We start from the raw sequence: 20,352 nt of genomic DNA, 5'->3' as shown, positions 1-20,352 counted from the left end.
GAAGCACTCGTGACCGGTACTCTGCCCGCGACCTTCATGCGCGGCGGCACCAGCAAGGCGCTGATGTTCCGGCGCGACGCCCTGCCCGACGACCGAGGCGAGTGGGATCCGTTGCTGCTCAACGCAATGGGCAGCCCAGACCCCTACGGCCGCCAACTCAATGGCATGGGTGGCGGCTTGTCCTCGCTATCGAAGGTGTGTGTCGTCGGCCCTTCCGAGCGGACCGGGGCCGACGTGGACTTCACCTTCGCCCAGGTTCAGATCGGGCGCGGTCTAGTGGACTACTCGGGTAACTGCGGGAACATGAGCGCAGCGATCGGGCCGTTCGCGTTGCACGCCGGGCTGATCGAACGGCCCGACGGCGACGCATCGGTCCTCGTGCACAACACCAACACTGCCAAACTCGTGCGCGCGGAGTTCACGGTGCGCGAGGGGCTGGCCGTCGAGCACGGTGATTTCGCGATCCCCGGCGTTGGCGGCACCGGCGCCCCGGTCCGGCTCGACTTCCTCGACCCGGGCGGGGCGGCGACGGGGATGCTGCTGCCGACCGGCTCGCCCACCGACGAGCTGGTGACGCCGCTGGGCACGTTCACCATCTCGATCGTCGATGCGGGCAACGTGTGCGTGTTCGTCCGGGCCGCGGATCTCGGTCTCACCGGGACGGAGCCACCCGAACAACTCGATGTCGACGCGGACGCACTCGCGGCGCTCGGCAGGATCCGGACTCACGCCTCGGTCGCGATGGGACTGACCGGATCGATCGAAGAGGCGCTCAACCGCCCGCTGACACCGTTCATCGCCGTGCTCGGTCCGCCAGGCAGCTACACCACATCGGACGGGCAGACCGTCGACGGCGGCGCCTACGACCTGTCGGCCCGTTTCGTCTCGAACGGCCAGCCACACCGCGCCGTCCCCGGCACCGGCGCACTGTGCCTCGCCGTGGCCGCGCGGGTGCCGAAGACTGTGGCCGCCACGCTGTGCGAAGCGTCGGACTCCGGGCTGCTGGTCGGGACGCCCGCGGGCATCGTCCCCGTCGAGGCGGACGTGGAAGCCCGCGACGGTCAGTGGCACGCCGTGTCGGCCACCTCGTTCCGTACTGCCCGCCGCCTGTTCACCGGCCAGGTGTTCGTTTGATTCATCCATCTTCAGTCGTATAGGAGCTACGCGTGAGCACCAGAACCGTCATCGTCGGTGGCTCGGTGGCCGGCATCCGCGCCGCGACCGAGCTGCGGCGTCTCGGCTACCAGAGCCCGATCGTCGTCCTCGACTCGCAGGCGGCAGTCCCCTACGACCGCCCTCCACTGTCCAAGGGAATCCTGACCGGCGCTGACAATGTCGAGGAGATCGCCTTCCACCCGCCCGAGCACTACGCCTCGCTCGATATCGAAGTCCGGACTTCCGCCACGGCGATGCGCCTGGATACCGCCGCGCGGCGCGTCGAACTCACCGACGGGGAGGCGCTCACGGCCACGCACATCGTCATCGCGTCCGGCGCGCGCGCCCGGCCGTTCCATGCCGACGCTTCCAGCGGCCGGATCCACACGATCCGTGAGCTCGCCGACGCGGTCGAGCTCGCCCGCGCTCTCGCCCGCGCCGAGCGCGTCGCGGTCATCGGCGCCGGCTTCATCGGCGCGGAGGTGGCATCCAGCGCACGGGCTCTCGGCCGGTCCGCCGTCGTCATCGAAGCGGCGCGAAAACCGTTCGAGGCCTTACTCGGCTCCGAGGTCGCCTCGCTCCTCGCCGGCCTACACCACGAAGCCGGCACCCACCTTCGGTGCGGCACCGCCGTCACACGGGTGCAACAGCTGGCTTCAGGCCAGCGGGTACACCTCGCGGACGGCACATACGAGGACGCCGACGTCGTCGTGGCCGGACTCGGCGCGGTCCCGGCAGTGGGCTGGCTGGACGGGACCGGGCTCGTGGTCGACGGCTCGGTTCGTTGCGACTGTGTCGGCCGTACCGCCGTGGACGGGATCTACGCCATCGGCGATGTCGCCACCTGGACGGACAGGACCGGCGCCGCACATCGCCACGAACACTGGACGAGCGCGCGCGAGCAGGCGGGCATCGTCGCCGAGCAGATCACCGGGACCGGCTGCGACACCCAGGCTGCGCCGGTCCCGTATGTATGGTCGGACCAATATGGCAAGCGAATTCAGGTACTGGGGCGGCCGGGCGGGGCGGACTTCGTCAAGGTCGTCGGCCACGATCCACGGCGCGGATCGTGGCTTGCGCTCTACGGGCGAAACGCGCAGCTAGTCGCTGTCGCGGGCTGCAACGCCGCCGCGCGTGCCACGCGTTACCGCTCCCAGCTGGTCGCCGGCGACGTCTCGTTCGATGAAGCCTGCGCGGCCGCGGCGGGCTGAGGGTCCCCGCGGTGGCAATGGCGCTACTATTGCACCATTGCGTACTCAGCGTGCGAGTCAGTCGGCCGGAGTGAGAAAGCAGGGGTACACCAGGTGACTTCCGACCCAACCGCCATTCTGTTCAGGCCCGCTCGGCCGCGCCGGGTCTATGACGAGATCATCGCTCAGGTACAGGAGCTGATCAGCAGTGGGCAGCTCTCGTCGGGCGACCGGTTGCCGTCCGAGCGCGAACTGGCCGAGCAGTTCATGGTCAGCCGCAACACGGTGCGCGAGGCATTTCGCATGCTCGAGGTAAGCGGAGTGATCACGCTGCGCCGCGGTCGGCAGGGCGGGGCGTTCATCACCCGGCCGGGCTCCTCGGCCATCGCGTCGACGATCAGTCAGAGCCTGTCGCTGACGGACTTCTCGTTGAAGGATCTGACAGATTGCATGCGGTGGCAGTGCGGGCTGGTCGTCCGGGTCGCCGGACCGCGCCTCACTCCCGAGGACTTCGACCGGCTCGTCGCCAACACCGACGCCGGGGCCGCACTGAGCGCGGAGGCCGACCGCGTGGAACGCAGCCTCGTACTAACCGAGTTCTACACCCTGCTCGCACAAGCCGCGGACAACCCCGTGCTGATGGTTCTGGTCGAGTCGCTTACTTCGATCCTCCGCGGCGTCGTCCCGCACCTGGAGACCCCCGACCACACCTTCGTCATCCGCGCCCGGCGCCGCCTCATCACGCTGCTGCAGAAGGGCGAAGTCGAAGCTGCCGCGGCCGAGCTCGACAAGTACCTCGTACGACTGCACCGACGCTGGCTCAAGTCAGACGACGGCCGCGCCATCCAGACGGTGCCCTTCAGTCTCCATGCGGGTGAGCGGAACCCGCGCGAACTTCCGTAACCATCGCAATCCCTCGATGTGATAGTTGTTCCGGCGCACGCATTCCACTAGTGCGAGGTCAACCCTCGAGCAGGCCCCAGCGAGCCGCGTCTGCCCTGGCTGCTTCGATGCCCAGGAAGGAGTCGAAATCAGCCATCGTGGTCGTCGTGCCTTCGAGCGCAACGCTCGAGCCGTGGTCGACAAGCTGGCTCAACGCCGAGTGCATGGCGCTCTGCGCTACGAAGTGTGCCAAGGCGTAGTAGAGAACGACATCGGCACCAAGAACTCCCAACTCCTTGGCACTCATTCTCGGTTGGTTGAGATAGATGACCGGCACATGGACCTCGCCCACGAGGACGTTCCAGCCGTCGTCGTCGAGACGACCGGGCACCATGACAGCGTCAGCCCCGGCATCCTGGAACGCGAGTACACGTGTGAGCCCCTCATCCTGGCCGAGGGAACCGATCGCATCCGTTCTGGCGATGACAAGGAAATCGGATGAATTCTTCGCATCCAACGCGGCCTTGATTTTGTCCAAGGCCAGGGCGACGGGAAGTACGCGCGGCTCCGCGCTGATGTGCTTACCGAAATCGTGGTCTTCGATGTGCATCGCACTGGCACCGGCCCGCTCGAGTAGCCGGGTAGTTCGAGCTACCTGAAGAGGATTTCCAAAGCCGCCCTCACCATCGACGATGATCGGCACATCGACAAGGTCTGCGATCCGTCGCACCTGATCTGCCATGTCCTCAGCCCCGATGTACCCCAGGTCAGGCAGTCCGTATTTGGTGGCGCCGGTTGCGTAGCTCCCGATGTAGACGGCATCGAAGCCGAGGTCCGCCGCTATCCGGGCAGAGATGCCGTCATAGACACCGGGAACCACCAACGGCTTGTTGGCCGCGATGGCGGCACGGAGATTCACTGACATTGCCTCCTCTTTCTCGAAAGCCCTCATTTACGAACGAGGCCGGGCGAAGCCTTGAAAGGTAGTCGGCTCGTCCAACTCCGTCGGCTCGGAAGCCCACATCGTTCGGAGACTCGCGCGATCAACGGCAGAGCCTTTGAGGTAGACCGCCGCAATGTCTCGGGTGTTGGCAATGTTCTCGATGGGGTTGCTGTTCAACACGATGAAGTCGGCCTGCTTGCCCCGCTCCAGCGTGCCCCGGTCGGGCAGCTCGAGAATCTCGGCGGGCACCTGAGTCGCCGCGCGAATCGCCGCCAAAACCGGCATGCCGGCGTGAACCATGGCCTCGAGTTCGCGATGTTCGGCGAAGCCGACGAACTGGGTCAGCAGTCCGGTGTCCGCAGAGAGCACGATCCGTACCCCGCCATCGAGGTACTCGCGTAACCCTTCTTCCAGTCGGACATATGAGTCCTGGCGCTCTCGCACGTCTTCAGGTGAACGAGATCTGATCGCCTCCTTTGCCCGTTCGATGACCGGCAGCGATACCGTCTCTGCCAGCGCCGGATCGTCCAGCCACGCTTCGCCGTCTGGTCTTTGGATACTCAGCGACGTGAAAGCGAAGATGTCGTTCGCGTTGAGAAGGTCGATGAGCTCAGGGGTGGTGCCTGGGCTCCGAACCATATGCGCAATACCGTCGACACCGGCTCGCGCGACGACCATTGCGTCTTCGAGAGTGTAGATATGGGCAATGGCTTTGACGCCAAGCGTGTGGGCTTCGTCGATGATCGCGGAGCAGACGTCCGGCGACGGCTTGGCCCTCGTTCCCCAACGATCGTCGACCCAGAACTTGATGGCATCCGGCCCCTTGGCCACGAGTTCGCGGACACGTTGACGAGCGGTCCCGGAATCCGACACTTCCACGACGACGTCGGTGGCGAAGAACGGTCCGCCATTGGGGGATCCGTCGCCAGCCGCGACCAGGCCGGCACCGGCCGTCAGCAGCGTAGCGAGATCGGTCTCCTCGAGCGTTCCTGCCCGCTGCTCGTCGCGCAGAGTCAGCTCCATGTCATCACGGTCTGTGCCGAGTGACTGGAACACGCCGACCCCGTAATAGGCGAGGCGGCGAAGATGATCCAGGACATTCGCGCGGGAGTAGTACGCCTTGTCTGCGACCCCATTCTTCATGTATCCGATGTGCCCATGGGGATTCACGATCGTAGGCATGATGGTCTTGCCAGTCAGGTCGACGAGGTGCGAACCGGCATTGATATCCCCCGAGATGGCCGGGCCGGCATATTCGATACGACCGCCCCGGACCACCAGTTCGGAGTTCTCGACGGGTTGCGCACCGTTGCCGATAATCAGGCGCGCACCGTGGTACAAGGTGTCTTTCATCAGGATTTCCCGTCTACGTGAAGGAAGCAGGTCGTGTGGCGAAGCGCTGGATTGCTAGCCGCCTACTCGATCTCCGACAGACCGCTCAGTGCATGCCAATGCCGGTTGTGGTACACGAGCGGAGCCGCGTCTAGGACGGGCACTTCCTCCAGCGGCTCGGATACGAGTCGCGAGGCGTGTGCAATGACGATCGTCGCTGCCCCTGCTCGAACCTCGTGGACGATTCGGCACAAGATCCGTATGGGAGCGGCATGAAAATAGGGTTCACCGCTCTCGAGCTGCGACCAGGCGGAAGCGTCGGCGAAACGATCGACTCCCCCGGTGGCGCCCAGCTTCGCCAGCTGGACGCGGGCCGAATCGAGCAGGTGCACGACGATCGTTTCCGCCTGCCTGATGGTGGCTGAGCTCCTGGAGAGGTCCGACAGGGAAAAGGCCAGGAGCGGCGGTTCGGCACTGACCGACACCAGCGAACTCACCGTCATCGCAACGGGCCCCTCCTTCCCGCGCGCCGTGACCAGAGCCACTCCGCCCGGATGGTTGCGGAACGCCGCCTTGAACTCACTTGCTGACAGACCCGACCCAGAGGCGAAGTCTTCGTTCGCGACCGAACTGCGCTCGAGTTGAGTGTGCATGGACGCTCCTATTCATTATATTCATCATTATGATTGTGCTCCATGATAGATTAGTTAGTCAAGGGCTCGTGTCGGCGCAGCAGGCTCGCCGGCATTCACTGGCCGACCCGCCAGCCTGTGCGGAAGCGGCGGTTCCCCGCGGCCCGCGACGGAGGGAGCTGATCGAGGCCCTGTGTCGCTCGCTCATGTCCTTCGACTCAAGGGGTGCAGCTCGGTTATGGAACACAGCGATACGGATCAGCGATGACAACTCAGGACGAGCCGGCATGGGAGCGGGAGCTGTGGCGCAAAGTCGCTGCGCCGCCGAAGCAACGCGCGGAGATCGTGCTGGAACAGATCACGAAATTGGCAGCGTCGCGTCCGTCAGGGCATCGCCTCGGCAGCAAGGAAGAACTCCGGGTCAAGAGCAATGTCTCGGTTGGAACATTCAACGAGGCTCTGCGACTGCTCCAATCACGAGGAATCGTTGCGGTCCGCCGGGGCCCTGGCGGCGGGGTCTTCGTCGCGGAACAGTCGGTGCTGACCAAACTCCGTAACGACGTGATTTCTCCTGATGGTCCCCCACCCAACCCGGTCGAGGTCGACAGCATCGCGCAGGCACTCACCCCACTTCTCGTAGCCGACGCCGCCCGAAGCGGGACCGCCGAAGACGGTCGGGAATTGCGAGAGCGGCTGGCTGCTCTCACGGAGGCCGCCGACAGACGTCAGGCCGAGCACATGCACGAGGCGAGCGTCGAACTCTACGTGGCCATGATCGGAATTTGCTCCGGACGGACTCTGCGCTCATTCATGAAGATCATCGTCGAAATGTATTTGGAGCGTCTCAGTCACGAAACGCCTTTCGTCCCGGCCGATTCGGTACTCCGCGCGTTCCTCGACGATGTGACGAACCTTGTCGAAGCCATTGCCACGCACGACCTCGCTCGCGCCAGGAGCGCCGTCAACACCGGTAATCCCTTCCAATTCTTCACCAGAGTCGAATCCGGCCCAGATAGCTGACGAGCTGGGCTCGGATGCTGCCACCCCGCCAAGGTGCCGGCCCGCGTCCCGGAAGGTTGCGGGCCGGCACCTTGCTCCGAGTCAGCCGCCGACGAAGACGCTCTTCGGGTGCAGGAACTCCTGGAGGCCGGTCCAGCCGCCTTCCGAGCCGATGCCGCTTCGCTTCACTCCGCCGAACGGTGCACCTGGCGAGATCCTGTTGGCACCGTTGATGCCGACCTGGCCGGACTCCAGCTCGCGGGCAACGCGGTGCGCACGACCCAGGTCATGGGTGTGGACGTAGGCCGCCAAGCCGTACTGATTGTCGTTGGCCTTGGCGATGGCTTCTTCCTCCGTGCTGAACCGAAGCATGGACAGCACCGGTCCGAAGATCTCCTCGCGAGCGAGCGGGCTGTCGTTGTCGACATCGCTGAAGAGCGTGGCGTTGACGAAGTATCCCGGTCGGTCGGGCCGGTCGCCGCCGTAGACCAGCCGACCGGATCCGTCGTTCTTGGCTCGGTCGACCACTCCGAGGATGCGGTCGCGGTGTCCCTCGGACACGACCGGCCCCAGTTGCGTGGCCGGGTCGAGCGGATCGCCTGGGGGGAAGGCGAGGCTCGTCTTGGTGAGCCGGGCCTCGACTTCGTCGAAGATGTCGTCGTGGACAAAGAGGCGAGTGGCGAGAATGCAGCCCTGCCCGGACGCGGCGGTCGAGCCCATTACGAAGGAGAACGGCACCGCGAAGTCGAGGTTGGCATCCGGGAAGACGATGTTCGCGGACTTCCCGCCGAGTTCGAGGGTGACCGGCTTGTTCAGCGCTGCCGCGGAGGTAAGGATCTTCGTCGCTGTGGCGGTTCCTCCGGTGAAGCTGACCTTGGCCACGTCCGGATGACGGACCAGGTGGTCTCCTTCTGCGGCTCCGCCGGTCACGACATTCAGGACACCGTCCGGCAGTCCGGCTTCCAGTGCGAGTTCCGCAAAGGCGATCGCCGTGAACGGGGTGAGTTCGGCAGGCTTGACGACCACGGTGTTTCCGGCCACCAGTGCAGCCGGAACCTTCATTCCTTGGCTCATCAGCCCAACGTTGTACGGCGTGAGGGCGGCGACGACGCCGTACGGCTCGTACAAGACGTAGTTGAGCCCGCCAACGCCCGCCCGCGTGGAGACAACGCGCCCATCGATCTTGTCGGCCCAGCCCGCGTAGTACCGGGTCCAATTGATCGTGATCGTCACATCGCCAGCTGCTTCGGTGATCGGCCTGCCGGTCTCGTAGGTGATGAGCGCCGCCAGGCGCTCGCTGTCACGCTCGAGAAGATCTGCCAGCTTGTAGATGATGTGCCCACGCTCATCCGGCGACGTGTTCCGCCAGGCCGGAAAGGCGGCGCGAGCCGCTGCCACTGCCTGATCGATTTCGGGGATGCCCGCCTGTGGCATCTCGGCCTGTACCTCGCCGGTGCCGGCAAAGTGCATCGGGAGTGTTCCGGCACCGGTCCGGGTAACCCGGGCGTCTCCGATGATCAAGCCGCGTTCGGCGATGGGCAGGACCGGGTTTGCAAATTTCACGGACATGCGTGTTTCCTGTTCTGTTCGTCTTTCTTGCTTCGGATGGTTCTTGAGGATTTGTCGTGCGTTTCGGAGGTATCGAGGCCGGCGGAACCTCTTCCGGCCTGATTTCCTTGCTGGGCGCCGGGAGCCCCCCGTCAGACCAAGGGTGAGATCTGCTCCTCGATCCCCAGCAGGGCCTTTCCGTAGGTCTCGTAATTGACCTCCGGCAACGAGAAGGCATGCCGAGCAACGGCATTGGAGTCCCGCCAGATCCGCTGCAACGGGTTGGATTCTGCGAACGAACCCGCGCCATGAGCGAAGAGGAGCATGTTGATTGCCTCATTCGTGCTCTCGAGCGTCGCGCTCACATGTGTCCTGATCGACGCCCGCTCGAGGAGATTCGGATAGTGGTCCTGCTCAGACCACTCACCGAGGCGTTCCGCCGCCCGGTACGCGTGCAGACGGGCTGTCTCGAGCAGTGTCGCCGCTCGCGCGATCTGGATCTGAAACCCGGTCGACTCGGACTGCGCCTGGAAGTGCGTATATGCGATGGCTTTGCCGACCTTGGAGACCACGAACTCCAGCGCGGCCTTGCCAAGTCCCAGCTGCGGCCCCAGCATCAGGGTGAGCAAGACTGACGACAAGGGAGCGCGGTAGAGCACTTCGTCCTTGAACGGCGTCGGATAGTCCCCCTCGATGAACCTGGCCATCGGAGACATGCGATTCGCCGGCACGAATACGTCGTCCCACACCGCACAGTTGCTGGCTGTTCCGCGCATTCCGGAAACGAACCAGGTGTCCTCGATCGTCACGTCCTGGATCGGCGTGCGGAGCGTGCCCAACCCCACGACCTCACCGGCGTCGTCGAGCAGGTAGCTATTGACCGCGATCCAGGTGGCATGCGAGCAGCCGGTGGCGGAGTAGCCGCGACCGGTCAGCCGCCAGCCCCCGTCGACCGGAGTTGCTCTGGCCGAGGGCGAGAGTATTCCACTCATCCGCGCGTCCGGGTCGGCCGCGAAGACCTCGTGCTGGTCTTCCTCGGACTCCGTCCCCATCGTCCACGCAGACTGGGCGTACAGCACCGTCACCCACGCCGCGCTGCCGTCAGCCTCAGCGATTGCGGCGATCACGTCGAGTTGATCGCGAACGCTCAACTCGAGACCACCGAGCCGAGCCGGCACAGCGATCTTGAAAGCTCCCACCTCCTGTAGGGCGTCAACGGTGGTCTGCGAGAGTCGGCGATTCCTCTCGCCATCCGCGGAGTTGCCCGAGATCAGCGGGTGCAGGTCCCTGATCCGTTCAACGACATCCGCGGCCGCACACCTGGGTGCGAGAACAGGAGAAGTCCTGGTCATGTCCACTACGTTGGGATTCATCATGATGAATATATTGAACATGCTGGTCTCTGTCAAGACCAATGAGCGTCGACGTTGAATGGGAGTTGAGCGAGGTGGATCGGCCAGCCGCTCACGAGCAATCGACCGTTTCGCAGCGTTTCGCTCATATGTCCGGTCAAACTCAATTGGCGAACTGGAATGTGTCCGGCCCGTCCATGGGGGAGGCCACCAGGACCCGCGACGGGCATTCGTCCGTGTTCCGGGAGTCCTAGCGACGCATGCGATTTCGGGCCGCACCGCCTATCGGTACGGTGGGCCTCTTGGGGCTAACCCCTAGGATTCATGTGGGCCCCCACCCGACCGAGCTCACTGACGGAGCCCCGGGTCATTCCGTGATTTGAGTGGTCGTCCGCGCGCACGGTTGCCCGCGCCAACTCGGCGTTGCGCACCGCGACGACCACCTTGATCGCGTCGTCGATGTGTTCGCCGGCGTAGCGCAGGGCCGTCGGGAGATCGTGGAGACCGAATGTATGCGTGTGGATCTTGTTGGCGTCGAAGCGTTTCTGCGACATCAACGCCGCCGCGCGGCGGGTCGCGCTCTTGCCCTCGCCGCGGATGCCGTAGAGGTAGATGTTGTTGCGCACGATATGGGCGACGTCGATCGACGCCGGCTCGTGCGGGAAGGCGGCAAGACAGATGCGGCCACCGCGGTTCAGCATGCGCGCCGCCTGGTTCACGGCATCGGGTGCGCCAGAACACTCCAGTACGTAGTCCAGTCCGTTGCCGCCCGTGACACGGCGCACCGCCTCCACGGCATCCTCATTGCGCACGTTGATCACGTGATCCGAGCCCAGTGCGCGGCCGATCTGCAGGCGGTTGTCCCGGGTCCCGGTCAGAATCACCGGCGATGCCCCCAACGCCTTGGCCACGGCGACGCCGAGCAATCCGATCGGTCCCGGCCCCAAGACTGCGATACCTTCTCCGGCCACCAGCCCGCCGAGTTCGGTCAGTCCGTACATCGCGGTTCCTGCCGTCACCACCAGCGTTGCCTCGGCGTCGGACATGCTGTCGGGGATGGGAATTAACGTGTTGACGTTGTTGACGGCGTATTCTGCGAATCCACCATCGGTGGTGAAACCGTTGGCGCGATGGCCCTTGTCGACGTCGCCGTAGTTCAGGCCGTAGTAGAGGCAAGCGGTGTACATGCCCTCGCGGCAGCGCTTGCACTGCCCGCAGCCGGCATGGACTTCCACGGTGACGCGCTGTCCGATGCGGTATTCGTCCACACCCGGTCCGAGCGCCGCGACCGTGCCCATGTATTCGTGGCCCGGGGTGAACATCTTGTTGAACGGTCCACCGCCATGGATCATCGCCGGTGGGCCGCGGCGGATGATCTCCAGGTCCGTCGCACAGATCCCCACCGCGTCGACGCGCACCAACACCTCGGCGCGTCCCGGCATCGGGATTGGCTTGTGTACCAGGCTGAGCTGGCCGGGATCGCCAAGCACCCAGGCCCGCATGTGCTCGGGCAGCGGATACGCGGCGTCGGTTTTGACCTTGGCTTGATGACTCATGGGCGTCTCTCCTTGTGTCGCGACCGGGCCGGCCCGGTCGTAGCGATCACGCATCCCCGGCTGGTGAACACCTCAGCGCGGCAAGGGTCAACGGTCTACGCGACAGTCAGTCGGCGCGGGCAGGTTCTTGATCGAGATCATTCCCCGGGATCCTGTTCTCAGCCATCGGCACTCAGCGCGTTGGGAGTCACGGGTGTTCTCCGATGAGGGTATTCAGAATTGCATGGACGCAGTCCTCTTTGCACGGCCAGCAGTACCAGTCCTCCCAGCTTCTCATCCACTGAAGTGTCCGCTTGGTGGTGCCGCACACCGAGCACTTGCGCCTTTGGTCGGATGCGGATTTGCCGACGGTCCGCCAGATGCCGTAGACGAGGAGCCCCATCACGATGAGGACGACGATTCCAATCATGATCCCTCTGCAATACAACGACTTTCACCGATTCGGCTGACGGGCATCTCGCGCGCTTCCGGCGGATCTCACCCCGATCTGCGAACCGCCTGATCTCAGAATGGCAGTCGTGAAGGCGGATGTCATCAGGGCCAGCCGCCATCCGCGCTTCCTGCCAGCCGGTGATGAGAACTACCTGCTACCTGGAAGCACGCAGAATGGCTTGCCATCTGGGCCAAGCGAATCCTCGCCGAGCAGCAGGCGTCCAAAGCGGAGGTCGCCGCCGTCCAGTCGCGTACCACCGGCGATGTCAGTGCGCGTATAGGTGTTCCACCGCGCGCCGGTCGAGTGCGCCCTTGGCCGTATGCGGCAGGGCAGCAACGACTTCCAGATGGTCGGGTACCTCGAAGGGAGCCAACTGGGTGCGGCAGCACTGCAAGATCTGTTCGGGACCGACGTTCTCGGCCTCGCCGACGACGATGGCCGCGCCGACGCGTTCCCCGTAGGTCGCGTCGGGGATGGCGAACACGGCTGCCTCTGCGACGCCTTCACACGCGGCGAGAGCAGCCTCGACGTGCTCGGGCGAGATCTTCTCGCCACCGCGGTTGATGATGTTCTTGATGCGCCCGGTCAGAGACAGGTACCCGTCGGAGTCCAGTGAGCCCAGGTCACCCGTGCGGAACCACCCGTTCAGAAAGTTCTGCGCCGTCGCGGTGGGGTTGTCGAGGTAACCGCGGGCCACAGTCGGGCCATGCACCCACACCTCGCCCTCGGTGCCGACTGGGCAGGTGTGCCCGTCGTGGTCGACGACGCGAAGGCTCACTCCTGTGGCCCGGCCGACCGATCCCTGCTTGACGGGCGCGCGCTGCGGCAGCGGTTGGCTGGTCGCCTGGTGCGCAGTCTCGGTCATCCCGTACGCGGACAACACCGGCGCGCCGAAGGTGCGCTCCACCGCCTGGGCGGTGATCACGTTGAGTGGAGCGCTGCAGCTGCGCACGAACCTCAACGGCACGACCTGCGGACCCGGGTACTCGCGCGCTGAGCGCTGCAGCAGGATCTCGTGGATGGTGGGAACGGCGGTGAACCAGGTGCCCGCCACCGCCCGCATATCGCCCCAGAACGTGCTGGCCGAGAACCGTCCCCGCTCGGGCAGCAGCACGCATCCCCCGCTGGCCAGGGAGGCCAGCAGCACCGCGAGCAACCCGTGGCCGTGAAACAACGGCATGACGGCGACTGTCGCGTCGTCGAGTCCCAGTTCGTAGCTCTCGCAGATGCTCTGCACGGACGCGGCGACGTTGACGTGCGTCAGCGGAACCATTTTGGCGCTGTTCGTAGTTCCCGAGGTGAACAGCACGAGGGCGTCGTCATGCGTGAGCTCGTGCGCAGCGCCACGGGCGTGCCGCACCAGACGGGTGCCGGTTTCGATCACGACCGTCGCCTCCGTGCGTGTGGCGATGTCCACTCGGACTTGCCATGCGGGAATGCCGAACCCCGCGACGGGCGCGCCGCCCTCCGAGGTTGGGCCGACGAGTACCGCCTGTGCGCCCAGACCGTTCAGCCGGGCGGACATTTGCGACTCGGGCAAGGTGGGATCCAGCGGAGCCACCACCAACCCGGCGGATGCCGCGCCCAGCATCGCGACGACGAACTCGATGGTGTTGGTGCAGACGAGGCCGACCGCGTCACCTCGGCGCAGCCCCGTGCTGCCAAGACGGACGGCCACGTCCTCGACCAACCCGCCAAGGGCGCCGTATGACACAGTCGCCCGATCCCCGGTGACGACAAGGGCCCGAGCCGCCGGACGATCGCGCACGTGGCGATCGAGGAGATCGGCCAGTCCTGTGATTGCTGGCGGCAGATACGGATTCGCGTCGCGAACGGATGCCTCGGAGGGTGCGCCCATGACCACCACCTCCTCTCACTCGGTTGGCATGGTCGCCATCCCCAAGGCTGATACGGCACAGCGGCCACGTCCAATACCGACTGACGAACGTCCGATAACCAGCTTCTATCGACTGCTACACAGTGTGCGACCCGACCCGACGAAACGTCTATGCAGCTAGCCGGTATGGCGGCTTTCATGCTGGCTGCAGGGGGTTGGCGGGGTCAGCGTTAAAGACATCTGAGCGCCAGGACGCGATTCTAGGAGCCATGGTCATGTTCCCGCCCCACGAGCCCTACCGCGAGGGAGCGCACGCTCCGGTTGAGTTCGACCAGGTATACCCGGCGCATCGGAAGCAGCACACGCCTTCTCGCCGCGGCCCGTTGGTGGTCGCCGGGCTGGCGGTGGCGGTGATGTCTGCATCCATCGGCGGAGTTGCCGCTGTGGCCGTGCAGCCATACCTGTCCACACTCGGCACGACGGCGACCGCCACGGCCGCCGTGCCGCTGCCGGCGGCCGGAGTGTCCACGAGCTCGATCGAGCAGGTCGCCGCGAAGGTCGTGCCCAGCGTGGTTCAGCTACAGACCGATGTGGGCAACGAGAGCGAACAGGGTTCGGGCATCGTCTTGACCGCCGACGGGCTGATCATGACGAACAACCACGTGGTGGCGGCCGCTAACCACGAGGTGTCGGCCGCAGCCAACACCGCCGCAGCGGGCCCGGCCCCAGCGCACACCGTGGCGATGTTCGCCGACGGCCGTACCGTGCCCTTCACCGTCGTCGCCACCGATCCAACGAGCGACATCGCAGTGGTCCGGGCGCAGGGGACGTCTGGGTTGACGCCCATCGCGATGGGATCGTCGAGCGATCTTCGCGTGGGACAGCAGGTGGTGGCGGTCGGATCCCCACTGGGATTGGACAGCACGGTCACCACGGGCATCGTCAGCGCGCTCGACCGCCCGGTGTCCACAGTGGATGCCGGGTCAGGGAATCAACCAACGGAGATCAACGCCATCCAAACCGACGCACCGATCAACCCTGGAAACTCGGGTGGAGCACTGGTCAATGCGAATGGCCAACTTGTCGGCATGAACTCGGCGATCGCGTCACTAGGCAATTCACCTGGCACACAGGGTGGTTCGGTCGGGCTTGGCTTCGCGATACCCGTTGATGAGGCCAAGCGCATCGCCGACGAACTGATAGCAACCGGCAAGGCATCGCACGGTTCCTTGGGCGTGCAAGTGGGTACCGACGCGAGCATCCACGGCGCGCCCATCGTCGGAGTTACCAGCGGGGGCCCTGCCGCGGCGGCAGGCCTGGCCCCTGGCTCGGTGGTTACGAAGGTCGACCACCAGGTGATCGACGACGCCGACGCATTGGTTGCGGCAGTGCACACGAAGGCGCCCGGCGACACCGTCACCCTGGACTATCGCGACTCCCTGGGTGTAACCCGGACCGCCCACGTCATGCTCGGTGCGGATCACGGTGAGCAGTCGTAAGAAGCCGATGCGCCTCGGCGGGAGGGCATACGAATCGCGGCGGCAGCGGTCGGTGTGATGGGTAGCGTCCGCGGTGTCCAGTGACAGTTGACGAAGACAACAAGGGCAGCGAGCGCGGCCCGGACGGCGATTCCGAATTCGAGCCCGACTACCGGTTCACCCTCGCCAACGAGCGGACGTTCCTTGCCTGGCAGCGCACGGCACTCGGGCTACTGGCCGCGGCGGTTGCGGTGGTCCATCTCGTCCCCGAGACGACGATGCCAGGAACGCGCCACGTCCTCGGCATCTTGCTCGCGGTGCTGGCAACGGCTGCCGCTGCTGTCGGGATGCTCCGGTGGCAGCAGATTGATCGCGCAATGCGCCGCGGCACGCCATTGCCCCGCCAGCCGACACCTGCATACCTAGGAGCAGGACTCATCGTGATCGGGCTGCTCACGCTCGCGATGGTGATCAGCAAGGCGGTTGCCGGTTGACCAACTTCGGGCCACGGGATGGCGGACTAGCGGCGGAACGAACCGCCTTGGCCTGGACCCGAACGGTGCTCGCAGTCCTGGCCAATGGCGCACTCCTCATGGTGAGAAGCGTCCACGGCTACAACGGATCGATCCGCCTTTTCACAATTGGCCTCGCCGTCACCCTCGCGCTATCCACTTGTCTGATGGCCAGGCGTCGCCAACGGGCACTCGACCATCGTCCACTCCCACAACGGATTACGCCGCGCCGCGAGGTGTATCTCGTTGGGGTCTCGATGCTCGTCCTGATCCTCGTTGCGGCCGTCGCCCTACCCGTTTGACGAACGGCGCTTCCTAGGGTGTCGTGTGCGAATAGGCCATCACATGATCGTGCGCGAGCGGTGGCCGTTCAACGCTGAGCCGCCGGCCGCGACCAGCCGGTGGGCGGCGTCGCACAGCCGGAATCGCCTGCTCCGCTGTGGAATCCGCGGAGATACGGCAACAACGCCTGGACACACATCAACGTGTCTGCGGGATGACGCACTAGCAGTACTACATGGCGGCGGCTGGGGTGACCTCCACGATGATCTGTTTGGTCAGTGGTTGGCCACTCTGCTGGCTGTAGTCGGCGATCGCGCACAACACGTTCAATTCGGGCATGTAGCCGAATACGCTGCCACGCGGGGTGTCATAGCCCACGGCACGGTATCCGTACACCGATCGGGTGCTGCCGTCGCGGGCGAAGCTGGTGATGTCGATGAGGTCGAATTCCTCAAGTCCGCGGTCGCGCATGTCTTCGGCACTCATGAACAGAGCGGTGCGCAGGTTCTTTAGGCCGCGGTAGCGGTCGTTGTCGGAGTAGATGGTGGTGTTCCACTGGTCGTGGGACCGCACGGTGCTCAGCGTCAACCGTCCCGGCGGCGGCACGACGTCGGGCATTGGTGCGGCAGAGAACTCCGCCCTTTCAGACGGGGTGAGAAAAACCCGCTCGCGGGCGGGCTGACGAATCCGAAACCCCAGCGGGAGTCGTACCCGACGGTTGAAGTCCTCGAAGCCGTCGAACACCTTGGCCATCACGTCGCGGATTCGGTCGTAATCCTCGATGTAGAACTCCCACGGCGTGGCGGAGGCCGGGAGGGTTGCCCGGGCCATGCCGGAAAGGATCGCGCACTCGGACTTCAGCTGCGCCGAAGCAGGCTTCTTCATTCCAAATGACAAGTGCACCATACTCATCGAGTCCTCGACCGTGACGCCCTGCTCGCCAGAGCGCTGGACGTCCTTCTCGGTGCGACCCAGGCACGGCAGGATCAGGGCCTTGCGGCCATGTACCAGATGGCTGCGGTTGAGCTTGGTGCTGACCTGAACGGTGAGCTCGCAGTTAGCGAGCGCGGCGAACGTCGCCGCGGTGTCCGGCGTCGCAAGGGCGAAGTTCCCGCCCAGGCTGACGAACACCTTCATTTGGCCGTCGAGCATCGCCTTGATGGTGCCGACGGTGTCCAGTCCGTTCTGACGCGGGGGCGTGATCGAGCACACCGCTTCCAGCCGTTCCAGTAGCTGCTCGCTGGGACGATGATTAATGCCGCAGGTGCGGTTGCCCTGGACATTGCTGTGGCCGCGCACCGGCGACGGGCCGGCCCCCTCGCGGCCGATATTGCCGCGCAGCAGAAGCAGATTCACGATTTCGCGGACCGTGTCGACCCCGTGTTCCTGCTGGGTCAAACCAAGACACCAGGCGACGACCGTGCGGTCGGCCCCCAAATAGACCTCGGCCAGGCGCCGGATCGCATCCTCGGCGACACCCGACTGGTGCACGATGTCAGCCCAGTCGGTCTCCTCGACCAGCGACCGGTAGTCGTCCACGCCTGTCGTGAAACGCGCCAAGAACTCGTCATCGATGGCCCTTGGGTCGGTGTGAGCGCGTTCGAACACGACCTTCGCGACCCCGCGCAACAGAGCCAGGTCCCCACCGACGCGGGGCTGAACGTCCATCGTGCCGATCTTGGTGGCATGGAATGCAGCCATCGCGAGGATCTCGTGCGGCACGATGGTGCGCCGACTGGCGGCCTCGATCAGCGGGTTGACGTGCACGACCTGCGCCCCCCGGCGGTAGGCCTCGGCCAACGATGTCAACATCCGCGGCGCGTTGGATGCGGCATTGACGCCCATCACCAGCAGCAGGTCCGCCTTCTCCCAATCGTCCAGATCGCAGGTGCCCTTACCCGTCCCCAACGACGCCGTCATCGCCCGGCCGCTGGCCTCGTGGCACATGTTCGAGCAATCCGGCAGGTTGTTGGTGCCGAACTCGCGCGCCCACAGCTGATACAGGAACGTCGCCTCGTTACTGAGCCGTCCAGATGTGTAGAACGACGCCTGATTCGGGCTGCCCAACCCCTGGAGCGTGGAGCCCACCACCTCGAAGGCCGCCGACCAGGAGATCGGCACGTACTTGTCCGAATCGGCGTGATAGATCATCGGTTCGGTCAGTCGGCCCTGGTCCTCCAGCGCGAAATCGGTCCATCCTGACAGCTCGGTCACCGTGTGACTCGCGAAGAAGTCCCGGTCCACCCTCTTTCGGGTCATCTCCCAGGTGACGTGTTTGATGCCGTTCTCGCAGATGTCCAGGTGCAGACCCTTGGTGTCATCCGGCCAGGCGCACCCCGGGCAGTCGAAGCCGCCGTTCTCGTGGTTCATCCGCTGTATTGCCCGCGAGCCGGCGACAATCTCTCGGCTGTCTACCAAAACCTTCGCCACGCTGCGTGCGGCGCCCCAGCCGGCAGCGGGATGGTGATAGTCCTGCTGCGAGTACTCACCGCCGGTGTTCGGACCACGGCCTACCGCGGGGCGTCCTGGTTCACCTTGCCCGAGGAGACCACCCGCAGTGGGTGTCGCATCACTTGTCATCGGGGTGCCCTTCGTCGCTACTTGGGGATGTAGTCGAACTTGTCGGGGTTGGGGCCAGTTCTCCCGGCTTCGCCCTTGTCGAGCCCGGTGATCGCGTCCATGTCGGAGCCGTCCAGTTCGAAGTCGAACAACGCGAGGTTCTCCTTCACCCGCTCCGGTGTCACCGACTTGGGAAACACGATGTCCCCCCGCTGAATGTGCCAGCGCAACACCACTTGTGCGGGTGACTTGCCGACCACATCGGCGACCTTCTTGATCACCGGGTCGTCGAGCACCTTGCCCTGGGCGATCGGCGACCACGCCTCGGTCGCGATGCCGTGCTCCCTGCCGTAGGCGCGGACGGCGTCGTTGGTGAAGTACGGATGGGCCTCGATCTGGTTGGCTGCAGGGACGGTGCTGGACTCCTTCGCCAGTCGCTCGAGATGCGCGACCTGGAAGTTGGACACCCCGATGCTGCGGGCGCGTCCGTCGGCTGCGAACTCCTCCAGCACATTCCACGTCGAGACGAAGTCACCGCCGTAGAGCGTCGGCAGCGGCCAGTGGATCAGGAACAGATCGACGTAGTCGGTTTCGAGCGCGCTCAGCGTTCCGTCGAAAGCCCGTCGTGCGTCGTCGGGCTCGTGGAAGCCGTTGTTGAGCTTGCTGGTGATGTACACGTCGGAGCGGTCCAGACCGGCGTCACGAACACCCTGGCCAACTTCCTTCTCGTTTCCGTACATCTCTGCCGTGTCGATGTGCCGGTAGCCGATGTCGAGTGCCGTCCTGACCGCCTTGGCAGTCTCCTTGGGCGGGATCTGGAAGACGCCGAAGCCGAGCTGTGGGATACGCGCACCCGTGTTCAGTTCGATTGCTGGAACGTCGCTCATGGTTTCTCCTAGTCCGTCGTTGCCATTCGGTCCTTGCCGTCCACAATGGTGCTTCGGCTGGCCCCAGTCGTTGCCGGTGACATCCAGCGGACACCCCCGCTAGCAGCAAACTGGGCGCCGGTCACACTTGCCGCCATGACGGCTTCGTCGCGTCGACCAACTGAATGTCAACGGGGCCGAGCCCGAAGATGGCGATGACGGCCGCATCGGTTTGACCGTGCGGCACGCCATCGTAGTGCGGAGTTCGAGCAGTACGTTTCACGAATCCGCCCGGGCCAACGGGCGCCGCGTCGGCGGGCGTGAAATCGTCTCCACTGTTTACCCACCACGTGCCTGCCACGACGACGCAAATCCGATCAGTTGCATACGTGTGGGGAGCACTGAACCAGCCAGGATTCCATCTCATCATCACGAGGTAGGGGCCGGGCGCATTGAGATCGCCGTAGAGCGCGGCCATTTCGCCGCTACCCGGCGGCAAGCCGCCCCACGGCCCGAACGATATCTCGTCGAACGGTAGGACGTATGTGTCGTGTGGATCGGGAGGGTCGGCGTGCGCGATGGCCGGGAAGCCGATGCCCGGCGCGGTCGCCGCCAACAGGAGTGGCGCGACCAATAGGGAGCGTCTGTCCAAATCCACGAGACCCATCGGACACCCTCCAACACATGGGAACTGACGCTACTTGAACTGACCAGTTCGCACCTTTCAGACTGCGCCCCATCTGGCCGTAGATCAAGCATGGGTCCCTGAGTTGCCCTCCGCCATATACGCCAGCGG

General features: G+C 65.0%; 17 protein-coding genes. 7 read left to right on the top strand and 10 right to left on the bottom strand.

Annotated features, from left to right (window positions below; translation table 11 throughout):
* Nucleotides 1-9 precede the first annotated feature (9 nt).
* The 3 genes from HNP02_RS26785 (at nt 10) to HNP02_RS26775 (ending at nt 3,248) form a co-directional block, all read left to right on the top strand.
* Nucleotides 10-1,134 (top strand): PrpF domain-containing protein, encoded by a 1,125-nt coding sequence (locus tag HNP02_RS26785; protein WP_221318057.1) that lies wholly within the window; start codon nt 10-12, stop codon nt 1,132-1,134.
* 32 nt (nt 1,135-1,166) lie between these two features.
* Nucleotides 1,167-2,366, top strand: a complete 1,200-nt coding sequence (locus HNP02_RS26780; protein ID WP_184443657.1) for an NAD(P)/FAD-dependent oxidoreductase — start codon at nt 1,167-1,169, stop codon at nt 2,364-2,366.
* A gap of 93 nt (nt 2,367-2,459) precedes the next feature.
* Nucleotides 2,460-3,248, top strand: a complete 789-nt coding sequence (locus tag HNP02_RS26775) for a FadR/GntR family transcriptional regulator (protein WP_184443656.1) — start codon at nt 2,460-2,462, stop codon at nt 3,246-3,248.
* 58 nt (nt 3,249-3,306) lie between these two features.
* Here the strand turns inward: HNP02_RS26775 and HNP02_RS26770 are convergent, their stop codons facing one another.
* From HNP02_RS26770 to HNP02_RS26760, 3 genes are all read right to left on the bottom strand, one after another.
* Complete coding sequence (locus tag HNP02_RS26770; RefSeq protein WP_184443655.1) at nt 3,307-4,146, bottom strand: oxaloacetate decarboxylase; 840 nt, start codon at nt 4,144-4,146, stop codon at nt 3,307-3,309.
* A 33-nt stretch (nt 4,147-4,179) separates the two neighbouring features.
* The gene (locus HNP02_RS26765; protein ID WP_184443654.1) at nt 4,180-5,523 is read right to left on the bottom strand and encodes an amidohydrolase family protein; all 1,344 of its coding nucleotides are present in this window, start codon (nt 5,521-5,523) and stop codon (nt 4,180-4,182) included.
* A gap of 62 nt (nt 5,524-5,585) precedes the next feature.
* A complete protein-coding gene (locus tag HNP02_RS26760) occupies nt 5,586-6,155 on the bottom strand; it encodes a flavin reductase family protein (protein WP_184443653.1) in 570 nt (189 codons plus the stop codon).
* 243 nt (nt 6,156-6,398) lie between these two features.
* On the opposite strand from HNP02_RS26760, the gene HNP02_RS26755 reads away from it, so the two are divergent.
* Nucleotides 6,399-7,154 (top strand): FadR/GntR family transcriptional regulator, encoded by a 756-nt coding sequence (locus HNP02_RS26755; protein WP_184443652.1) that lies wholly within the window; start codon nt 6,399-6,401, stop codon nt 7,152-7,154.
* An 81-nt stretch (nt 7,155-7,235) separates the two neighbouring features.
* Here HNP02_RS26755 and HNP02_RS26750 read toward each other — a convergent pair whose 3' ends face one another.
* The 4 genes from HNP02_RS26750 to HNP02_RS26735 all read right to left on the bottom strand — a co-directional run bounded on the left by HNP02_RS26750 (nt 7,236) and on the right by HNP02_RS26735 (nt 13,880).
* Nucleotides 7,236-8,702 carry an aldehyde dehydrogenase gene (locus tag HNP02_RS26750; RefSeq protein WP_184443651.1) on the bottom strand — a complete coding sequence of 489 codons (1,467 nt, stop codon included), beginning with the start codon at nt 8,700-8,702 and terminating at the stop codon, nt 7,236-7,238.
* Nucleotides 8,703-8,833: 131 nt separating this feature from the next.
* Nucleotides 8,834-10,090: an oxidoreductase gene (locus HNP02_RS26745; RefSeq protein ID WP_255506973.1), complete on the bottom strand. Its 1,257-nt coding sequence runs from the start codon at nt 10,088-10,090 to the stop codon at nt 8,834-8,836.
* Between the two features lie 251 nt (nt 10,091-10,341).
* Complete coding sequence (locus HNP02_RS26740) at nt 10,342-11,589, bottom strand: zinc-binding dehydrogenase (protein ID WP_184443650.1); 1,248 nt, start codon at nt 11,587-11,589, stop codon at nt 10,342-10,344.
* Between the two features lie 698 nt (nt 11,590-12,287).
* Nucleotides 12,288-13,880, bottom strand: a complete 1,593-nt coding sequence (locus HNP02_RS26735; protein ID WP_184443649.1) for a FadD7 family fatty acid--CoA ligase — start codon at nt 13,878-13,880, stop codon at nt 12,288-12,290.
* A gap of 254 nt (nt 13,881-14,134) precedes the next feature.
* Here HNP02_RS26735 and HNP02_RS26730 point away from each other — a divergent pair, with 254 nt between their 5' ends.
* The 3 genes from HNP02_RS26730 (at nt 14,135) to HNP02_RS26720 (ending at nt 16,151) form a co-directional block, all read left to right on the top strand.
* Nucleotides 14,135-15,358: a S1C family serine protease gene (locus HNP02_RS26730; RefSeq protein WP_304611019.1), complete on the top strand. Its 1,224-nt coding sequence runs from the start codon at nt 14,135-14,137 to the stop codon at nt 15,356-15,358.
* 80 nt (nt 15,359-15,438) lie between these two features.
* Nucleotides 15,439-15,831: a DUF202 domain-containing protein gene (locus HNP02_RS26725; RefSeq protein ID WP_184443647.1), complete on the top strand. Its 393-nt coding sequence runs from the start codon at nt 15,439-15,441 to the stop codon at nt 15,829-15,831.
* The gene (locus HNP02_RS26720) at nt 15,828-16,151 is read left to right on the top strand and encodes a DUF202 domain-containing protein (RefSeq protein WP_184443646.1); all 324 of its coding nucleotides are present in this window, start codon (nt 15,828-15,830) and stop codon (nt 16,149-16,151) included. The genes HNP02_RS26725 and HNP02_RS26720 overlap by 4 nt, the downstream gene beginning before the upstream one ends.
* Before the next feature lie 211 nt (nt 16,152-16,362).
* On the opposite strand, the gene HNP02_RS26715 is transcribed toward HNP02_RS26720, so the two are convergent.
* The 3 genes from HNP02_RS26715 to HNP02_RS26705 all read right to left on the bottom strand — a co-directional run bounded on the left by HNP02_RS26715 (nt 16,363) and on the right by HNP02_RS26705 (nt 20,223).
* Nucleotides 16,363-18,711, bottom strand: a complete 2,349-nt coding sequence (locus tag HNP02_RS26715; RefSeq protein WP_184443645.1) for an FdhF/YdeP family oxidoreductase — start codon at nt 18,709-18,711, stop codon at nt 16,363-16,365.
* Between the two features lie 17 nt (nt 18,712-18,728).
* Nucleotides 18,729-19,577, bottom strand: coding sequence for an aldo/keto reductase (locus HNP02_RS26710; protein WP_184443644.1), 849 nt, complete (start codon nt 19,575-19,577; stop codon nt 18,729-18,731).
* Between the two features lie 121 nt (nt 19,578-19,698).
* A complete protein-coding gene (locus tag HNP02_RS26705) occupies nt 19,699-20,223 on the bottom strand; it encodes a tat pathway signal sequence (protein ID WP_184443643.1) in 525 nt (174 codons plus the stop codon).
* Nucleotides 20,224-20,352 lie beyond the last annotated feature (129 nt).

Origin of the sequence: Mycobacterium sp. AZCC_0083 (assembly GCF_014202335.1) — a bacterium.
Classification (GTDB): domain Bacteria; phylum Actinomycetota; class Actinomycetes; order Mycobacteriales; family Mycobacteriaceae; genus Mycobacterium.
This window is presented reverse-complemented; position numbering and strand designations above follow the sequence as displayed.